Origin of the sequence: Trichococcus patagoniensis, from assembly GCF_003051085.1 — a bacterium.
Classification (GTDB): Bacteria; Bacillota; Bacilli; order Lactobacillales; family Aerococcaceae; genus Trichococcus; species Trichococcus patagoniensis.
On the sequence record NZ_QAOM01000012.1, the window covers coordinates 72,983 to 91,086 of the forward strand.

Genomic DNA, 18,104 nt, shown 5'->3' on the forward strand with positions numbered 1-18,104 from the left:
TTGCAACTCATGAGCCAACAGAGACTTCTGAAGAGTCTCTTTTTCTTTATACTGGAGAGGTAAAGTGAAAAAGGGGGAAGCGAAATGAAAACAAGAGTGTTGGGACAAGATTTGGAAGTATCGGCAATCGGGCTTGGCTGCATGGGGATGGATCATGCCTACGGGGCTCCGGCCGACAGGGAAGAAATGGTCAAGCTGATCCGGCGTGCAGTCGAATTGGGCTGCAATTTCTTTGATACTGCGGTTGTTTACGGCGAGGCGAATGAAGTGTTGTTGGGCAAAGCGCTGGAAGTCTTCAACCGGGAAGACGTCATCATCGCCACCAAATTCGGCATCTACGGTCAGGTGCTGGTCGATGGCAAGCCTGAGAATCTGCTGAACAGCAAACCGGATTCCATCAGGGAACAACTGGAAGGATCCTTGAATCGGCTGGGTGTCGACTACATCGATCTGTATTATCAGCACCGTGTGGACCCGGAGGTTGAGCCGGAGGTTGTTGCCAGCGTGATGAAGGAGCTGATGGCGGAAGGCAAGATCAAGCATTGGGGCTTATCGAATGCGCCCTTGGATTACTTGCGGAGAGCCCACGCCGTTTGCCCGGTGACGTGCATCGAGAATCAATATTCGATGGTTTTCAGGGAACCGGAAAAGGAAATCTTTCAGGTATGTGAAGAGTTGGGCATCGGCTTCGTCGCCTATTCGCCGCTCGGAAATGGTTTCCTGAGCGGGAAATATGATGCGGACACGCAGTATCCGGAAGGGGATTTCCGCAACAAAATGGGCCGTTTTAGCCCAGAGGTCATGCAGAAAAATCAAGCGCTGCTGGATCTGCTGAAGGAAATCGCCGACAGCAAGAATGCGACGAGCGCCCAGATCGTGTTGGCTTGGGAACTTGCGCAAAGACCATGGGTTGTTCCGATCCCCGGTACGACGAAACTGCATCGTCTGGAGGAGAATTTGGGAGGCGCTGCGATCGAGTTGAGTAAGCAGGAATTGCAGGAGATCAATGCTGCTTTGGATGCGCTTGATATCGATGAAACGCATTTCTGATTCTGGTATCAGCTTTCGCTTTCCGGGTTGTAACAACAAAATCCATACGACACAGAATACCCCCGAAATTCGGATCATAAATCCGAATTTCGGGGGTATTTGCCATTAAGTTCAAATTATTTATGATTCAAATATTCTTTAGGAGTTAAGGTGGTCATTTTCTTGAAAACCTTGCAAAAATAATTATGGTTTTGGAATCCCACCATCAATGCGATATCCGTGATCGAATGATTATTTTGTTTAATCAAAAATTTAGATTCTTCTATCCGTTTTCTATTAATGTATTCCACAATGGAAAGATTCGTTTCTTTTTTAAACTGTCTTGAAAGGTAAAAAGGACTTATCTGAATTTTATCAGCTATGGTATTCAATGCCAGTTCGGTGGAGAAGTTTAAATTTATGTAATCAATTGCCTTACGAATAGTAGGACTATGGCCATCGCTGGATAGTTTTCTGACCAAATCGCAATATTCAGAAATCATTGTTTTTTGAAGCGCATCAATCGCATTTACTGTCGCCAGTTTTTCAATTAATATTGAGAATTTGTCAAATACATTGTGTATATAAATAGGAGATACACCTCCACGTTCCGCTGATAATTTGAGCACGGTATTCAAACCAAATGCAATATTTTTTCTTGATCTTAGACTATTACGAGAAGAGCCTTCATAGATGCCTATAGGATAGCTTTTTAAAATATTAAAAGATTCTTCCTCTAGCCCCTTCTCAACAGCATTCATAAGTTTCCTCTCCAGTGAATATCTTAACTCTATTTTTGAATAGACTTGTTCGTTATCTAATTCGGTTGTTCTATTGTCATTAATAATGACATTGGTGTTCACAGAAGATAATGAATTTGCATTAATGAAAGGATTTGCAGCTAAAGTAACAATTAAAGAACCCAAACTTGAATATTCAGGTGAACTGAGTACCTTAAGACTTTTATAATAGTGGTCAAGCTGGTGTTTTTTGCCTAGGGATAAATTATTTTTATCCATAACATATGAAATGAATGTTTCATCTGGAAGATTAGATAGAAAAGGGCCAACAATTATTGCACCAATATAGCTTTCCTTTTCCCACAAACCAACTCCTAAATAACTGAATTGGAAATTATCAGTATGAAGGATGTAAGTGTTTTGGGAGGTATCTCTCAATAATTCAGTCAGATATTGATTTGTTGCATATTTAGAGGTTTGACCGAGTAAGGGGATAGGAGAATTAAATAATTGAAAGGACGACTGTTGGTTGTTTTCAAAATATTCAACATTCAACTTTGCCAAATTATGAATGGAAGAACAAATATCAAAATGATTTTTATTTATTTTTTTATCTTTTGGATACATAAGAACACCTCCCAGCATTTAGTTCATATTTTTTCTTATAATAGCAGAATTGCACATTTAACGCAATATATTATACATAACAGCAAGATAGGAGGAGAAGCTTCTGGCTGAAATATGTAAAGTATAGTTATACCTGAATAATTCATACCTCTGCAAAAGGTAATTTGGTCTGGAATTGGAACAGTTTCAATTACTCAGGGTGATAAGTTAATCAAAAATAAAAGGAGTTTTTCAATGCCACAGAATCGAAGAGAGAGTCTGATTTATACAGTGTTAATGTGTTTTTTTATGATAATTTGGATGAGTATCTATAATGTTAGTCGTGAAATGGGCGCTATATCTTTGGAATCAGTAAAAATTGCATGGATAGGGATGCCTATTGCTTATTTGGTTGGTTTTATTTGTGACTGGTTTATAGTCTCAGGTCTGGCTAAAAAGTTTGCATTTCACTATTTACTTACACCGAATAGTTCTGAGATGAGAAAAGTCATCACAATTTCTTGCTGCATGGTAATCCCGATGGCAATTCTTATGTCCATGTTTGGAGCGGTCGAATTAGCTCTGAGATCAGGGGAATGGAATAATTTGTTGGTGATTTGGTTAAATAATATTATTGCAAATTTACTTTTTGCGATGCCATTACAATTAATCGCAGCAGGCCCAATTATCCGTTTTGTATTCAGGAAAGCCTTTCCTGAAGGGAAAATACTAGCCTAGCGATAATATGCATTTGAAACGTAGACATGGAGGAATTCAAATATGAAATCAGTAGATTTAAAATCAAAACCTTATTATTTAAACGAGAAGGATATAGCCTGGGTAGAAAATACTATTGCAGAGATGACAACAAAAGAAAAAATAGGTCAGTTATTCATAAATTTATTTCATGATCTGAACCCAGACAATGGAAAAAAAATCATTGAAAAATATCATCTTGGCGGAGCCAGATACATAAGTGCCGATTCGGATAAAGTTTACAATCTTTTGTCGGGTTTACAAAAAAATAGCAAGATTCCATTGCTCATAGCAGCAAACTGTGACAATGGTGCTGATGGCGCTATGAAGGATGGCACCTACATCGCTACAGCTGCACAATGTGAAGCGTCCGGTGACGAAAAGTTAGCTTATAATGCGGGATATGTAAGCGGAAGGGAAGCCAGTGCAATAGGATGCAACTGGACGTTCAATCCCATAGCAGATATTTTATACAACTGGAGAAATACAATCGTTAACACAAGGGCATATGGTACCAATCCAGAAAACGTAATCAAATACACGAGTGCTTATATAGACGGACTGAATCAAAGCAATATCGCAGCGTGTGCTAAACACTTCCCGGGTGATGGTACTGAGGAACGCGACCAGCACTTAGTGTTAGGCGTGAATGAGTCGAGCTGCGAAGAATGGGATGCCACTTTTGGGAGGGTATACAAGCATCTGATTGATGAAGGTGTCCCTACCATAATGGCTGGACATATTGCATTACCAGAATACCAATATAAATTAAATCCGAATCTAAAATATGAAGATATTTTACCGGCAACATTATCCCCGGAATTAATTAATGGATTATTAAAAGAAAAGTTGGGGTTCAATGGATTAGTCGTAACCGATGCCTCTCATATGACAGGGATAGCGGCAGCTATGAGAAGAAAAGATGCTGTACCAAGAACGATTGCTTCCGGATGTGATATGTTCTTATTCTTTAATGATCAGGAAGAAGATTTTACCTACATGTTAGAAGGGTATGAAAATGGAGTCATCACAGAAGAGCGCCTTCAAGATGCTTTGCGAAGAATATTGGGATTAAAAGCTGCTCTAAAACTGCATGAAAAGCAACAAGAAGGTACTCTGATACCATCGAAAGAAGGTCTCAAAATTGTGGGTTGTGAAGAACATTTGGATATGGCTGCAGAAGCTGCGGATAGGGGGATTTCATTAGTTAAAGATACTTTGAACCAGCTACCTATAAAGCCGAACACACATAAGCGGATCAGACTGCATACATTGTATGGTGAAATCGGCGGGCTTATGGGTGCAACCAACGAGTCGGAAAAAATAATTATTGAAGAACTTGAAAAAGCTGGATTTGAAGTCACTATAAATGACGGTACCACAAGAAATAAAGGCAAAGTAGCAGATCTGGAGAATGATTTTGATGCTGTATTCATATTTGCGGATATCGTGGGTTATGCTGCAGAGAATAACTACCGTATAAGATGGAAATGTGCCCAATCGACAGATGTCCCTTGGTTTGTTTATGAAATACCAACTGTCTTTGTATCTTTAAACTTCACTACTCACTTAACGGATGTCCCTATGGTTAAAACTTATATCAATGCTTATAAGGATACAAGAGAGGTAATCCGTCAAACAATACAAAAAATCATGGGAGAAGCTGAATTCAAAGGAACTCACTTTAATGAAAATGTATGGTGCGAAAAGTGGGAAACTAGAAGATAATCATTTGTTCCAGTACGCAGCTATCTTGCTTTTGGAGCAGTCTTGTTGACTGCCGACAATCCGACGGAAATCTTTACTGCCGGCGGATGGAAATCGATGGCGATCATTGGTTTATTCATTTCCATTAAAATTTTCACGGGTTTCCCGAATTCACAGGTCTTGACGATGGCTGCGGACGTTTCCGATTACGAAACAGCAAAATCAGGCCGCTATGTCTCAGGATTGATCGGAACAATTTTCTCGTTCATTGACTCGCTTTCGTCTTCACTGACACCTATTATTGTGGGGTGGATTGCAATCACCATAGGCTACAATAATGCTTACCCAGCAGCAACAGACACTTTCAATTCTGAATTGTTCAAAGGGACCTTGATTGGATTTGTCTTGATACCGGTAGCGGTACTTGCTTGTGTATTGGGCATGATGCGCTTTTACAGTCTGGATAAGGAAACAATGGAAACCATTCAAAAAGCCATCAACGAAAGAAAAAACACTAACGGAACTGTAGCAGAACCTGCGGAAGCAGTGGAAATTGTTGCTGCAGATTAATTTTAAGAGCCACCAAAAATCGGGTGCCCTGCGATTCTTGGTGGCTCTTGGCGAATCTAACGATGCCGAGGAAGCATTGGGAACCGTTTTTTAGGCCTAACAGAGAAGAGCGTTGATCATTACAAGGCTGCCATAGCTTTGTTAATGAAAATTTACATGTCATCCAACAATATGATATATTTTTTACAGTACAACATTTCTGAATCAAAAATTGTAAGCGAGGTGCTATCATAATGTTAAAATCGGAATTGAGAGAACAAATCATGCAAGCCCACACGAGCCGTTACGCCACCAAAGCATTCGATCCGACCAAAAAGATCGCTGAGGAGGATTGGCTGACGATTATCGAATCGGCGCGCCTGTCGCCGAGTTCGTTCGGCTACGAGCCCTGGAAATTCCTATTGGTCAACAATGAAGAAATCAAGGAAGGGCTGAAGGAGTTTGCCGGTGGTGCCATCAACAGCATCAATGGCGCCAGCCACTTTGTCATCGCTTTGGCCAGGAAAAATGTGACGATCAAAAGCGATTATGTCCGGCATATCGTGGAGGATGTCCTCGGGGCGGAGTTTGCGGTTGATTCACCGCGCAGCCTTTACTTCGACAACTTCCAAAAGCACAGCCAACAATTGACGGATGACCGGGCCCTGTACGATTGGGCCTCGAAGCAGACCTACATCGCGATGGCCAACATGATGACCACCGCCGCGCTGCTGGGCATCGACAGCTGCCCGATCGAAGGCTTCAACAAGGCGAAGGTCGAAGCTTATCTGTCCGAGAAAGGCTTGGTCGATCTGGACAAGTTCGGCGTTTCCTATATGCTTGGCTTGGGATACCGGAACGAACCGATCACTCCGAAGAAGCGACAGTCATTGGACGAAATTTTGGAAGTCATCGACTGAAGCCCTTTTGGCCGAAGCGGAGTCTGAATAGCTTAAGTTTGCTCGAAAATGCACAAAAAAAACAACTGAAACAGCAGGAAGACAATCCTATCAGATATAGGGCTGTCTTCCTGTTTTTTGTATTATATGGCCCAAAAAGAGGTTGTTGGAACAATATTGGCTGAGCAGTATTCTTGACTTAGAGTCCATATCAAGGTATAAATTGAGTACATCTCATCAGCAGTCTGTCTGTTGATGCTGCTTCGGCCAATCAGCCCGTTACATTACATAAGTTTCCAACAAGGAGGAACTCAATATGAAAAATTATACAAATATGAATGATATGACGTTACAAGAATGTGAACATTTGAAAGTTGAAATGGAAATGAAGAAAAATTATTACGGTGCGTTCGTCAGCAACGTAATGTCGGAAGAAATGACAGAAAAAATGGAAAGCCTGTGCGGTTGTGATTCGATTCAATAGTTACCGGTCAGCTGAAATTTCTGTAGCTGATCACACAATTGCTGATTCTCGGGCATTGACCCGAAGCAACCAAGCGGAACTGATGAGATGCAGAAAAAACTAATATATGCAGGACCAGGAGCTGCCTTTTGAGGCAGCTTTTTGTGTTGTTATATTTGTGGAATGTGGCAATTTGATGGATGCGGACCAAGCCTTCGGAATTTTGGAAAGAATAGTTTATCAAAATCCCGACGGTAGCCCGATGCGTCGGGATTTCGGATAGAGAAGACAGTTCAAATCCCGACGGTAGCCCGATGCGTCGGGATTTCGGACAGAGAAGACAGTTCAAATCCCGACGGCAGTCCGATGTGTCGGGATTTCGGACAGAGAAAACAGTTCAAATCCCGACGGCAGCCCGATGTGTCGGGATTTCGGATAGAGAAGACAGTTCAAATCCCGACAGCAGCCCGATGCGTCGGGATTTCGGACAGAGAAAACAGTTCAAATCCCGACGGCAGCCCGATATGTCGGTATTTCGGACACAGAAAACGCGCAAAATCCCGACGGCAACGCAAGCATAAAAATCCAAATCCCAGGATAGCATTTTTTTGTTTGTTCTAAAAGCATTATGGAAGCCACCGCGTATTCTTAATATTGAGAACACAACGGGAGGGATTTCTATCGCGTACAAAGAACGGACGAAACCACGGCATCTGCGCATCCTCGAAATATTGAACGCGCGCATGAAACTGGAAATCGGTGATTACTACTATTATCTCAATCTGAAGAAGGGTTTCAATGGCGAATGCCGATTTGACGAATATACCGAACAATTCGAAAAGTATTGTCTTATTTTGAACGATCTGCAGTTGGAGATCAAACGCGCACCTTTTCAGGTTGACGCGCTGCTCATTTGCTTTGACAGAATTTTGCTGTACGAAATCAAAAATTATGAAGGCGTGCATATATGGGGCAAAGAAAAGTTTACGAAGCCTTCCGGAGCGGCTTTGGAAAATCCGTCCATGCAGCTGAGCAAAACGAAAGTTCGGTTGGAGCTGCTTCTTCAGAGTTTGGGATACCAAATGCAAGTGGAAGCTTATGTCGTCTTCATCAATCCGGAATTCACTTTGTTGGGAGCGCCGACTGACGGGAATTTCATACTGCCCACAGAGATTCCCGGTCATTTTCGGACTCTGCAGATGACTGAGCCGACTAACGAGCAGCAACGTAAATTAGCGAAACAACTCACCGATCTCCACGATCCCAACTATCCGACAAAACTATCGGCCTACAACTACGGACAATTAGAAAAAGGGATGTCGTGTGTATCCTGCGGCACGCTCGCGAAAACAATCAAGGGTCATCATCAAATATGCGATAAATGCGGAAATAAAACTTCGGTTAGAAAAGCCATCATAAACAGCATTGAAGAGTTCCGCTTTTTGTTCCCGGAAGAAAAAATCACCAGCAAACGCATAACAGAATGGTGCGGATTAGCAGATCCGGATCGGGTTTATCGAGTGCTGAAGGAATACTACCAACCCATGGGGAGCGACAACGGGCGATACTATATCTGAATAATCATGTAGTTGCTTCTGTGCACCTTTCAATTCGATGGCATTTATGCTATCTTTATTGTTAACATAATATAACGAAAAGACTGAAGGGGGCATTGAATATGGCAAATTTTTTTGAGAAATATACTCAAATAGTGGGACAGGACAAAGTCAGCGACATTTTGCGGGAAGGGGAACTCATCGGTCAAATCAAAAGCAGGCGCAAAGAAAAAAAGATGTCGCAAGCTGATTTGGCAAAATTGATTGAAGTGCCTAAATCAACTATCGGAAGAATAGAGGCTGGGTTGACAAGCCCACGAACTGATACACTATTAAAAATATCCAGGGCTTTGGATATTGCTTTAGTGATCGACGGGAGAGAGCGTCAAAATGATTTATCGGAAAAATAAAAAACAATTGAAACCAAGCTGCTTCAATTGTTCCCTTTAAAGTAATTAGCATTCATTTCAATTCATTTTGTGAGTGGATTGCTATCACTGCAGGTTCGTCCTAAGAGGGCACTCCATGCTATGCCTTTTCCCCGCCAGTATCCTCCTGCATGATATCCGAGCTGGTTTTGCGTTTGTCGGCGATCTTGCCTATGCGGATGATATGGGACAGGTTTTCCTCGTAATTTTCGGCAAATACGACCGAGTAGAGGACGTCGAGCAGATAGATAATAGAGAGATTGACTGTAAAATTGCCGATTTTGGAGTACAGCTTTTCGCGTGTCGTAATCGGCAGATAGCAGTCTACCGCACGTGAAAGGTAGTTGTCGCCGATACTCGTGATTCCGATCGTGGGGATGTCTTCAGCTTTCAAAATATTCGCGATTTGCATCATCGGGTTGCTTTCGCCGGTATAGGAAATCAAGATGGCGCAGGTGCCTTCGGGACAGGTATAGGCTGTGTAGACGTCTTCACCTTTAATGGTGGAGACAGCGGTGTGATGTTTGATCCGGTTCATCTTCAGGGCAAAGTCCTGCGGGATGAGCATATTAGCGTTGGTGGCGAAGATTTGGATATGCTTAGCCCTCAGTAGCATCTGTTTCGCTTGCTGCAGCGTATCGTGGTGGATGAGCGAGAGTGTATCTTCAATCGTTGATTGGCCGAGCGAGGCCATCTTATTGCTGATCGTCATGATGGAATCATTCGCTTCGAAAGGTAGATTGGCATCGATATTGACGAAATTGCGGGTCAGATAGTCGTACTCTTCCTGGTAGGCCTTTTTGCATTCGACCCAACCGGCGAAGCCCAGTTTCTTGGCAATGCGGATCAGCGTGGAAGGCTGCGTATAGGTTTCTGTCGCGATCTCCTGCATCGTCCTTTCGTCCAGCACTTCCGGATAGCGTAACAGATAGTCCACGACTTCCTTCTCGGCCGGAGAGAATTTGATGGTTTCCATTTTTTCGCGTATCAACATTATTTGGATGCCTCGCTTTCTCGAATTTGAGGCTGAACAAACCCGTTCAGCATTTCTTTCTATTTACAAAAATTATAGTTTAATGTAAATGATATGTAAACGATATTTTGCTCAAAATAGGCCGAAAAGCGAAAAGTTTTTGAATTTTTAGCCAGAATTTGCTTGAATTTTGTAAAAAGGATTTTAAGTGTACCCCGAACCCTTGTTATCGATATTTACATGATGGATAATAACCTTGTAAACGAAACGAGGAGGAATATACAAATGACTAAAGGCGTTAAAATTGTAACAATCGGTGGAGGAAGCAGCTACACCCCTGAATTAATGGAAGGTTTCATCAAACGTTATGATGAACTGCCGATCCGTGAAATCTGGTTAGTGGATATCGAAGCAGGGAAAGAAAAATTGGAAATCGTTGGCGCAATGGCGCAACGCATGTGGGATGCATCCCCGTATGATGTGAAAATCCATTTGACTTTGGATCGCAGAGAAGCGTTGAAAGATGCTGATTTCGTAACGACGCAATTCCGTGTCGGTTTGCTGAACGCACGTATCAAAGATGAGCGGATCCCGTTCTCGTATGGCATGCTTGGGCAAGAAACAAACGGTGCCGGCGGGATGTTTAAAGCTTTCCGGACGATTCCTATCGTTTTACAGATCGTTGAAGACATGAAAGAATTGTGCCCGAATGCATGGTTGGTCAACTTCACGAATCCAAGCGGCATGGTGACGGAAGCAGTCGTCCGCTACGGCAAATGGGACAGAGTAATGGGCTTGTGCAACGTACCGGTCATGGCAACCATGACTGAGCCGAAAGCTTTAGGCGTTGAAAAAGAAGACCTGATCTACAAATTTGCCGGCTTGAACCACTTCCACTGGCATAAAGTCGCTGATGACAAAGGCAACGATGTCACTTCTAAAGTGATCGACGCCATGTTCGACAAAGATGCTGGCTTACCGAAAAATATCCATGACATTCCTTTCTACAGAGAACAATTGGAACAAATGGGCATGATCCCATGCGGCTACCACCGTTACTACTACCGTGAAGAAGAAATGCTGGAACACGGTCTGGAAGAGTACAACGGCATAGGCACGCGTGCACAGCAAGTGAAACAGACAGAAGCTGAATTGTTCGAATTGTACAAAGACCCTAACTTGGATCACAAGCCGGAACAATTGCAAAAACGTGGTGGAGCCTACTACTCAGACGCTGCCTGCGAAACGATCGCTGCCATCTACGCTAACAAAGACACGCAAATCGTTGTATCGACTAAAAACAATGGCGCTGTTCCGGATCTGCCGGCTGACTGCGTAGTCGAAGTGACAGCTTACGTCGGCGCACAAGGCGCTCGCAACGTGGCTTTCGGTGAATTACCGACTGCTGAAAGAGGCTGGTTGCAAGTGATGAAAGCGATGGAATTGTTGACTATCGAAGCGGCTGTAACAGGCGACTATGGTACAGCTTTGCAAGCATTCACAGTCAACCCATTGATCCGTTCAGGCAACACTGCGAAACGCATCATGGATGAATTGTTCATCGCGCACAAAAAACACTTGCCGCAATTCGCTGAAACGATTGCACGCTTGGAAGCGGAAGGCGTAACTGTCAAAGACGAAATCGCAAAAAGCATAGACTAATTTGCTAAGAAAACCCTATCATTCACTTTTTTTCAAAAAACCATTTGACATTTCCTTGGAAAATGAGTATATTCTGAGAAACAACATAAAAAGTGATGATAAGAAGTAGTAAGTTATTGAGCTGACCAGAAAGGTGCCGGTCGATGCAAGGCACACATGCGAGATAGCCGAATTCATCTTTGAACTTCGCACTGAATCAAGTAGGCTGCGACGGGTGATAGCGTTCGTTATTTCGCTAGGGTATTATAATGTACCTGTCGAGGTAGACTTGCGCGAGTGGTCTGCGAACAAAGGTGGTAACACGAGTCTATAATGGCTTCGTCCTTTCCAATGAAAATTGGAATGGACGAAGCTTTTTTTGTTGAAGAAAATGGAGGGATAAATATGGGATTCAAAGCATTGAGTGAAAAAATCAATTTCGAAGAGGTCAAAGAATTATCCAAACTGACGCCTGAGCAGGCAGCGATGAAGGCAGCCCGCGACAAAGAGTTGCACGACATCATCGAAGGCAAGGACGATCGCATCCTTTTGGTCATCGGACCTTGTTCCGCCCATGACGAAGAAGCAGTAATGGAATACGTGCGTCGCTTGGCGAAATTGCAGGAAAAAGTCAAAGACAAGGTGTTCATGGTTCCTCGCATCTACACAAACAAACCGCGTACGACCGGCGACGGCTACAAAGGCTTGTTGCATAAACAAGATCCTACCGGCAAGAGCAACCTGATCCAAGGAATCGCTGCTGTGCGCAGCCTGCACAACCGCGTCATCACGGAAACAGGCTTGACGACAGCGGACGAAATGCTGTACCCGGAAAACTTGGATTTCGTCGATGACCTTGTCAGCTACCATGCGGTCGGCGCGCGTTCGGTTGAAGACCAACAGCACCGTTTCGTAGCCAGCGGAATCGATAACCCTGCCGGAATGAAAAACCCGACCAGCGGCAACCTGAAAGTCATGTTCAATTCCGTTTACGCGGCCCAACAAAAACAAAAATTCATCCACAACGGCATCGAAGTCGAATCCAGCTCCAATCCTTTGGCGCACGTCGTATTGCGCGGCGGCTTGAACGAGTATGGCGACAATATCCCGAACTACCACTACGAAGACCTTGTCAAAGTAGTGAAAGCCTACGAATGCGGGGACTACAAAAACCCGTTCATCATGATCGACACGAACCACGACAACTCAGGCAAAAAACACATGGAACAGATCCGCATCGTCAAAGAAACGATGTTCAACCGTTCTTGGAATGCTGATATCAAGAAGTTGGCGCGCGGCTTCATGATCGAAAGCTACCTGGAAGGCGGCCGTCAAGAAGATGACGGAACCGTATTCGGACAATCGATCACCGACCCTTGCTTGGGCTGGGCAGATACCGAAGAATTGGTATTGTACATCGCGGAAAACGCATAACAGCATAAATGTGGGGCCAGGAGAAATCCTGGCCTTTTTGTGTTGCGGGTGCATTTATTTTAAATCATGGGTGGAAGGGGGGGAGATTCCCGAATAGGTGGTCATTATTGGGGGATTATGTCCCAGCGCAGGGCGAAGTTCCCGAATGTTTTACTGCATTCGGGAACTATCCCATTACTAAGAGGAATATACCTGAATGCAAGATGAACATTCGGGAATGCGGCCTCCAGCTCCACGCGAAATTCTCGAAATCATGCCACCTATTCGAGAATTCAGATATTACCGATAGACCCCAATTGAAGTCCCGGTTCACCGGGATGACAGATATCATTTCAAATGACGGCCAGGCTCAGATTATTTTCATCAGGCAGCGCGTAATCGAGAGGAAGTTGCGAATACTCTATACGACGACTATTATGAGGTGATTACGATGGCATTCAAGGAACGAACAAAGCCTAAACTGTTGCGCATTTACGAAATATTGCATAAGCGTATGCATCTGGGAAACAGGGACTATAATTACTATATTAATTTTGATAAAGGATTCGAAGGGGAATGCGGACTGGATGAACAAACCGAGCAACTCGGCCCTGACTGGCTTGTTCTGAATGATCTGCAATTGGAATTCAGACTGGCTCCCTTTCAAATTGATACGCTTCTGATCAGCTCTGATGTGATTGTCCTTCTTGAGACAAAAAACTATGAAGGCGTCCATCAATGGGGAGAACGGAAATTAACGAAGCAGTCTGGACTCGCTTTGGAGAATCCATCAATGCAAGTGAAAAAAACACAAACACGGTTGGAGTTCCTACTTGCAACACTGGGCTGCCAAATGAAGGTCGAAGCTTTCGTGATTTTCATCAATCCAGAATTCACCTTGTTGGGCGCTCCAAAAGATGAGGGATACATCCTTCCTAGTCAGATACCAGGCTTTCTTCGAAACTTGCGGAAAAAATTGACGAAACTTACAGTCGAACAAGAAAAGCTGGCAAGCGCACTCGTGAATCTCCACGATCCCAACTATCCTTGTAAAATACCAGAATACCATTATGACCAATTGCGCAAAGGAATACCTTGCCCAAATTGCGGTATGCTTGAGGGTACGTTCAAAGGGCATCATCAAACCTGCTTGAACTGTGGACAGAGAATGAATGTCAAAAGATGCATCAAAGCGAGTATTGAGGAATTCCGCATTTTGTTCCCGGAAGAAAAAATGACTACCAGCCGCATGATGGAATGGTGCGGGTCTGGAGACAAGGATCGCGTTTATCGGGTTCTTAAGGAAGAATATACAGCCACAGGAAAGAACAGCGGCCGCTATTATCATTGACAGCCTATGTTTTCTTGACGAAGCCCCGCAAGCAGTCATTATGCATAAAAATCGCGCAATTAGCCTGCATTATTCCATTGGCTGATTGCGTGATTTATTTTGGAGTTCTCTATGATGTGTTACTCGGTAATTTGACTTCATTTGGGAGCTTGTATTCCCGAATATAGAAAGACCATTCGGGAATACAAAGCCAACTCAAAGTGATTTCCCCGAATCCAAGAAGACCATTCGGAGAAATTGTCTAAGCTCAAGGCAGTTTTCCCGAATGCAGGAAGAGCATTCGGGAAAATGACCATCAAGCTTTGTCTCCGGTGGGCGCAAGCCCCCACCGGAGAACATCGTCCCGCTCTGGAGCGAAAAACTTGGCAAAAATGAGATCGTGGCCTACCAAGCGTCGAAACGCGGCGGAACGCTTTATTGCGAATACAAAGGCACGCGCACCACGCTCAGCGGCCATGCGGTGCTTTATTCCCGCGCTGAACTAAATTTGTGATGGTGGGTTTTCCCCGCAAGTTTCTCTTTCTTTGATTTTATGGAACATTTAGTCTGCAAAGCTGTCTCATACCGGGACAGTTTTTTTATATTTGGTAATGATCAACAGAAATTACGCACGAAAATAATGTTGCATTTGCAACAAAATGGAGTATGATAAGAACCCTAGATTCACAAACCAAGTAGGAGGCATGTTTTCGCCATGGAATTTTTGAGGGAAATCGGAATGATTGCGCGGGCTTTGGATTCCATCAGCAACATCGAATTCAGGGAGCACAACCTGACGAAAGGTCAATACCTGTATCTGATGCGCATCTGCGAGTATCCGGGGATCATCTAGGAGAAGTTGGCGGAAATCGTCTTGGTCGACCGCACGACGGTGGCGCGGGCCGTCAAAAAGCTGGAGGAGCATGGTTTCGTTCACCGGGCAAGCGATGCGCACAATAAAAAGAACAGAAATATTTTTCCGACGCCGGCTGTTAAGGCAATCTATCCTTTCCTACAAAGGGAGAATGAACATTCGAACACAGTCGCGCTTAACGGCCTTTCCGAAGAAGAGGTTGCCTTGATGCTCCAGCTCATCCGCAAGCTCAGGGAAAATGTCGAGACCAATTGGGAAATGGTGAAAAAAGGCCACAAGCGCCCGTACTGAATCAAGCAAGGAGAGATAGATCATGACACTAGAAATCAGAAAATGCACACATGACGATATTCCGTTGCTGCAGACAATCGGCATCGAAACGTTCAGCGATACTTTCGCCGATCAGAACACGCCGGAGGATCTGCAGGCTTATCTGGACAAGGCTTATGCTTTTCCGCAAATGGAGAAAGAGCTCGTGACGGATGGTTCGACCTTTTTTTTCGTCTATGCGGACGAGCATCTGGCCGGCTACATGAAAGTGAACACGGATGAGGCCCTGACCGAAGACAACGGGACGGACAGCTTAGAAATCGAGCGGATCTATGTCCGGCCCGGCTTCAAAAGGAAAGGCATCGGTCGTTATCTGCTCGAGCATGCAATCGGGCTGGCGCAACAAGCGGGCAAACGCAACATCTGGTTGGGCGTCTGGGAACATAATGCACCTGCACGCGCATTTTACAAGACGATGGGTTTCGAAAGGACAGGTGAACACGCCTTCTATATGGGCGCCGACAAGCAAATAGATCACATCATGACAAAAATACTGTGAGTGACTAGTATCATCCAAAAGGAAAGATACCAGCTACTGCAACGAAAAGGACCTGTCAGCCAAAGATTTGGCTGACAGGTCCTTTTCGCGTTTTTATTGTCCGAAAACATGCGGTTATCGGACAACTGCGTGGGCTAACGGAGTCCGGTTGTCCGATAAACAGCAAGAATCGGACACGCAGCGTGAATTCAGGCTGCGGATGTCCGATATAACTGATGAATCGGACAACTATCAGATTTTTCGCTCATCAATGTCCGACAAGAATCAAATATCGGACAACCGAGTGTGATTACGGGCCGCCAATGTCCGATAAATCTATAGTATTAAAAAACCGCAACAGTTAATGGCACATACTTGTCCGATTAATCTGATGAATCGGACAACTTTCAATTTTTTTGCTCATCAATGTCCGATAACAAGGGATTACTCGCCAAAATGAACAGTGAGTTATGTCCTGAACAAATAATCTAATGTTTTCCGATTCCGGTATATTGTGGATAGAGAATGTGATAAAATTATCAACGAATCGAAAAATCGAGAGCGATACCAGCTTTGGGGTGAACGCACGCTGATTGTCGCACTTGACCGATTTTATCTGATTTACAAACAATAGCTGAAGGCGGTACATCCATGAAGAAAAACTATTTAAGCATCGATATCGGCGGCACCAACATCAAGCTGGCCATAATCGACCATTCCGGGCAGATTCGGTCCAAAAAACAGGTGCGCACGCCGCATGAATTAGAGGCCTTCCTTGCGGCGCTTGAAGAGGAAATAAGGTTGGTGAAGGACGAAATCCGCGGCATTTCCTTCTGTTGCCCCGGAAAAGTGGATACGGAAACGGGCAGGATTTCCTTCGGCGGTGCTTTGCCGTTCCTGAATGGCATCTCCTTCAAAGAGGTATTCGAGTCCAAATTCCAGGTTCCTGTTTCCACCATCAACGACGGCAAAGCTGCGGCTTTATCCGAATTGTGGCTCGGCAATCTGATTGGCATCGACAACGGGTTGGCGATCGTGCTGGGTACCGGCATCGGTGGTGGCTTGATTTTGGACGGCAAGCTGTACCAAGGCAAGCAGTTCCAAGCAGGGGAACTGAGTTTCATGGTGAAGCAGTCGGACAAAACTTCCTTCGATGATATGTACGGTAAGACTGGCTCGGCGGTAGGGCTGATTAAAAATGTGAATCGGGTATTGGGCACAGAGGACCTCAAGGACGGCGCAGCTGCCTTCGAAGCAATCAACCAGAAGGACCCGAGCATCTATCCGATTTTCGAATCCTATGCCAAAGAAATCGCCTATATGATCTGCAATGTCCAAGCCATCCTCGATCTTGAGAAGATCGTCATCGGCGGCGGCATCAGCGCCCAGGCAATCGTCACCGAAGAAATCCGGAAACAATACCGTGCAATCCGCTCCAGTCTGCCTTTCCTGGCTGCGACATTGACTGAAGTCGAAATCGACAGTTGCCGTTTCCTGAATGATGCGAACCTGTTGGGTGCACTGTATCAGTTGTTGCTGAATGCGGATGAAGAGCTGGTTGCGCACAAATAAAAATCGATTGCCGAGCGAGATTCCCTTCAGATTTACGATAAGCAATAAAAGTACGAAATAATCCTGAATATGGGAACACAAAAACAGAAATCCGCATGAATAGGATTTCTGTTTTTGTGTTTGTATGTAAGTCTATTTGCTTGATTCAATTGCCGCAACTTTTTCTTCAACGTAGGCTTTTACATCATTTTTTGGCATCTCCAACACGACCGCAAATTCACCGTAAAGCATTTCTTCGGCTTTTTTCATGTAGCGTCTGTCTGTTTCGGAGACTTTTTTGTTTTTGGTGGCGGCGATCTGATTCTTCAGATAGACCGTTTTGATCACTTGGATCAGGTATTTGCAATCATGTCGTTCCATGGCTTTATCATAATGTTCGGAAAGCAGATTCGCACTGCTGTATAGGACATCCGTTCCAATGGATGGAATCTGTTCAATTATTTCTTGGGCATCATCAGCCGAAATGACGGGGCGCATGAATACTTTCGTATCAACGGGTGTGAATACTGTCCCGTTCCGATAGAGTGGCTTCAAAACATAATATAGACGATCATTTGCGACAGCCGTGACATTCATAACTTCGATCCCTTCGACTCGGCAGACCCCTTCGTTACCATAAACTATCAAATCATTCACTTTGTACATTTTTTCCTCCATATCTTTTCCAAAAGCTGCAAACAAAAAGCGTGTACATTTCGACAACAGGACTTACTTTTGTCAAAACAACACGTTGTACATATATTATACCAAATTTTGACGG

Annotated in this window: 16 protein-coding genes, 1 pseudogene and 1 other annotated feature; of the genes and pseudogenes, 14 read left to right on the top strand and 3 right to left on the bottom strand. The window is 44.1% G+C overall.

All coding sequences use genetic code 11. The annotated features are described in order from the left end of the window. The first annotated feature begins 84 nt into the window (after window positions 1-84). A complete protein-coding gene (locus tag C8U37_RS09485; protein WP_108033001.1) occupies window positions 85-1,050 on the top strand; it encodes an aldo/keto reductase in 966 nt (321 codons plus the stop codon). Window positions 1,051-1,166: 116 nt separating this feature from the next. Here the strand turns inward: C8U37_RS09485 and C8U37_RS09490 are convergent, their stop codons facing one another. Beyond that, window positions 1,167-2,396, bottom strand: coding sequence for a helix-turn-helix domain-containing protein (locus tag C8U37_RS09490; protein ID WP_170100243.1), 1,230 nt, complete (start codon window positions 2,394-2,396; stop codon window positions 1,167-1,169). A 234-nt stretch (window positions 2,397-2,630) separates the two neighbouring features. On the opposite strand from C8U37_RS09490, the gene C8U37_RS09495 reads away from it, so the two are divergent. The 7 genes from C8U37_RS09495 (at window position 2,631) to C8U37_RS09520 (ending at window position 8,715) form a co-directional block, all read left to right on the top strand. Continuing rightward, a complete protein-coding gene (locus C8U37_RS09495; RefSeq protein WP_108033003.1) occupies window positions 2,631-3,113 on the top strand; it encodes a DUF2798 domain-containing protein in 483 nt (160 codons plus the stop codon). Between the two features lie 42 nt (window positions 3,114-3,155). Then, window positions 3,156-4,859, top strand: a complete 1,704-nt coding sequence (locus C8U37_RS09500; RefSeq protein ID WP_108033004.1) for a glycoside hydrolase family 3 protein — start codon at window positions 3,156-3,158, stop codon at window positions 4,857-4,859. A gap of 45 nt (window positions 4,860-4,904) precedes the next feature. Further along, a complete protein-coding gene (locus C8U37_RS09505) occupies window positions 4,905-5,408 on the top strand; it encodes an MFS transporter (protein WP_170100244.1) in 504 nt (167 codons plus the stop codon). A 233-nt stretch (window positions 5,409-5,641) separates the two neighbouring features. Continuing rightward, window positions 5,642-6,307 (top strand): NAD(P)H-dependent oxidoreductase, encoded by a 666-nt coding sequence (locus C8U37_RS09510; RefSeq protein ID WP_108033006.1) that lies wholly within the window; start codon window positions 5,642-5,644, stop codon window positions 6,305-6,307. A gap of 295 nt (window positions 6,308-6,602) precedes the next feature. Beyond that, entirely contained in the window at window positions 6,603-6,770 is a 168-nt protein-coding gene (locus C8U37_RS14480) for a hypothetical protein (protein ID WP_170100245.1), read from the top strand. 587 nt (window positions 6,771-7,357) lie between these two features. Beyond that, window positions 7,358-8,326, top strand: coding sequence for a nuclease-related domain-containing protein (locus tag C8U37_RS09515; RefSeq protein WP_108033007.1), 969 nt, complete (start codon window positions 7,358-7,360; stop codon window positions 8,324-8,326). A gap of 101 nt (window positions 8,327-8,427) precedes the next feature. Next, entirely contained in the window at window positions 8,428-8,715 is a 288-nt protein-coding gene (locus tag C8U37_RS09520; protein WP_108033008.1) for a helix-turn-helix transcriptional regulator, read from the top strand. A gap of 118 nt (window positions 8,716-8,833) precedes the next feature. Here C8U37_RS09520 and C8U37_RS09525 read toward each other — a convergent pair whose 3' ends face one another. Further along, window positions 8,834-9,727, bottom strand: a complete 894-nt coding sequence (locus C8U37_RS09525) for a MurR/RpiR family transcriptional regulator (protein WP_108033009.1) — start codon at window positions 9,725-9,727, stop codon at window positions 8,834-8,836. Window positions 9,728-9,991: 264 nt separating this feature from the next. Between C8U37_RS09525 and C8U37_RS09530 the strand changes: the two genes are divergently transcribed. The 6 genes and pseudogenes from C8U37_RS09530 (at window position 9,992) to C8U37_RS09560 (ending at window position 17,344) form a co-directional block, all read left to right on the top strand. Next, window positions 9,992-11,368, top strand: coding sequence for a 6-phospho-beta-glucosidase (locus C8U37_RS09530; RefSeq protein WP_108033010.1), 1,377 nt, complete (start codon window positions 9,992-9,994; stop codon window positions 11,366-11,368). Window positions 11,369-11,454: 86 nt separating this feature from the next. After that, window positions 11,455-11,697 (top strand) — a binding site (T-box leader). Window positions 11,698-11,752: 55 nt separating this feature from the next. Further along, window positions 11,753-12,781: a 3-deoxy-7-phosphoheptulonate synthase gene (locus C8U37_RS09535; RefSeq protein WP_108033044.1), complete on the top strand. Its 1,029-nt coding sequence runs from the start codon at window positions 11,753-11,755 to the stop codon at window positions 12,779-12,781. A 430-nt stretch (window positions 12,782-13,211) separates the two neighbouring features. After that, entirely contained in the window at window positions 13,212-14,111 is a 900-nt protein-coding gene (locus C8U37_RS09545) for a nuclease-related domain-containing protein (protein WP_108033012.1), read from the top strand. 694 nt (window positions 14,112-14,805) lie between these two features. After that, window positions 14,806-15,255 (top strand): annotated as a pseudogene (locus C8U37_RS09550) (MarR family winged helix-turn-helix transcriptional regulator). A gap of 22 nt (window positions 15,256-15,277) precedes the next feature. Next, window positions 15,278-15,793 carry a GNAT family N-acetyltransferase gene (locus tag C8U37_RS09555; protein ID WP_108033013.1) on the top strand — a complete coding sequence of 172 codons (516 nt, stop codon included), beginning with the start codon at window positions 15,278-15,280 and terminating at the stop codon, window positions 15,791-15,793. 630 nt (window positions 15,794-16,423) lie between these two features. Further along, window positions 16,424-17,344: an ROK family protein gene (locus tag C8U37_RS09560; RefSeq protein WP_108033014.1), complete on the top strand. Its 921-nt coding sequence runs from the start codon at window positions 16,424-16,426 to the stop codon at window positions 17,342-17,344. A 132-nt stretch (window positions 17,345-17,476) separates the two neighbouring features. Here C8U37_RS09560 and C8U37_RS09565 read toward each other — a convergent pair whose 3' ends face one another. Then, on the bottom strand, window positions 17,477-17,989 hold the full coding sequence (locus C8U37_RS09565; RefSeq protein WP_170100246.1) for a CarD family transcriptional regulator: 513 nt from the start codon (window positions 17,987-17,989) through the stop codon (window positions 17,477-17,479). Window positions 17,990-18,104 lie beyond the last annotated feature (115 nt).

Excerpts from the sequence above, each read along its gene's own strand:
- C8U37_RS09530 (WP_108033010.1), top strand. The coding sequence starts at position 9,992 with ATGACTAAAGGCGTTAAAATTGTAACAATCGGTGGAGGAAGCAGCTAC.
- C8U37_RS09520 (WP_108033008.1), top strand. The coding sequence starts at position 8,428 with ATGGCAAATTTTTTTGAGAAATATACTCAAATAGTGGGACAGGACAAA.
- C8U37_RS09565 (WP_170100246.1), bottom strand. The coding sequence starts at position 17,989 with ATGTACAAAGTGAATGATTTGATAGTTTATGGTAACGAAGGGGTCTGC.
- C8U37_RS09500 (WP_108033004.1), top strand. The coding sequence starts at position 3,156 with ATGAAATCAGTAGATTTAAAATCAAAACCTTATTATTTAAACGAGAAG.
- C8U37_RS09525 (WP_108033009.1), bottom strand. The coding sequence starts at position 9,727 with ATGTTGATACGCGAAAAAATGGAAACCATCAAATTCTCTCCGGCCGAG.
- C8U37_RS09555 (WP_108033013.1), top strand. The coding sequence starts at position 15,278 with ATGACACTAGAAATCAGAAAATGCACACATGACGATATTCCGTTGCTG.
- C8U37_RS09490 (WP_170100243.1), bottom strand. The coding sequence starts at position 2,396 with ATGTATCCAAAAGATAAAAAAATAAATAAAAATCATTTTGATATTTGT.
- C8U37_RS09485 (WP_108033001.1), top strand. The coding sequence starts at position 85 with ATGAAAACAAGAGTGTTGGGACAAGATTTGGAAGTATCGGCAATCGGG.
- C8U37_RS14480 (WP_170100245.1), top strand. The coding sequence starts at position 6,603 with ATGAAAAATTATACAAATATGAATGATATGACGTTACAAGAATGTGAA.
- C8U37_RS09510 (WP_108033006.1), top strand. The coding sequence starts at position 5,642 with ATGTTAAAATCGGAATTGAGAGAACAAATCATGCAAGCCCACACGAGC.
- C8U37_RS09545 (WP_108033012.1), top strand. The coding sequence starts at position 13,212 with ATGGCATTCAAGGAACGAACAAAGCCTAAACTGTTGCGCATTTACGAA.
- C8U37_RS09535 (WP_108033044.1), top strand. The coding sequence starts at position 11,753 with ATGGGATTCAAAGCATTGAGTGAAAAAATCAATTTCGAAGAGGTCAAA.
- C8U37_RS09495 (WP_108033003.1), top strand. The coding sequence starts at position 2,631 with ATGCCACAGAATCGAAGAGAGAGTCTGATTTATACAGTGTTAATGTGT.
- C8U37_RS09560 (WP_108033014.1), top strand. The coding sequence starts at position 16,424 with ATGAAGAAAAACTATTTAAGCATCGATATCGGCGGCACCAACATCAAG.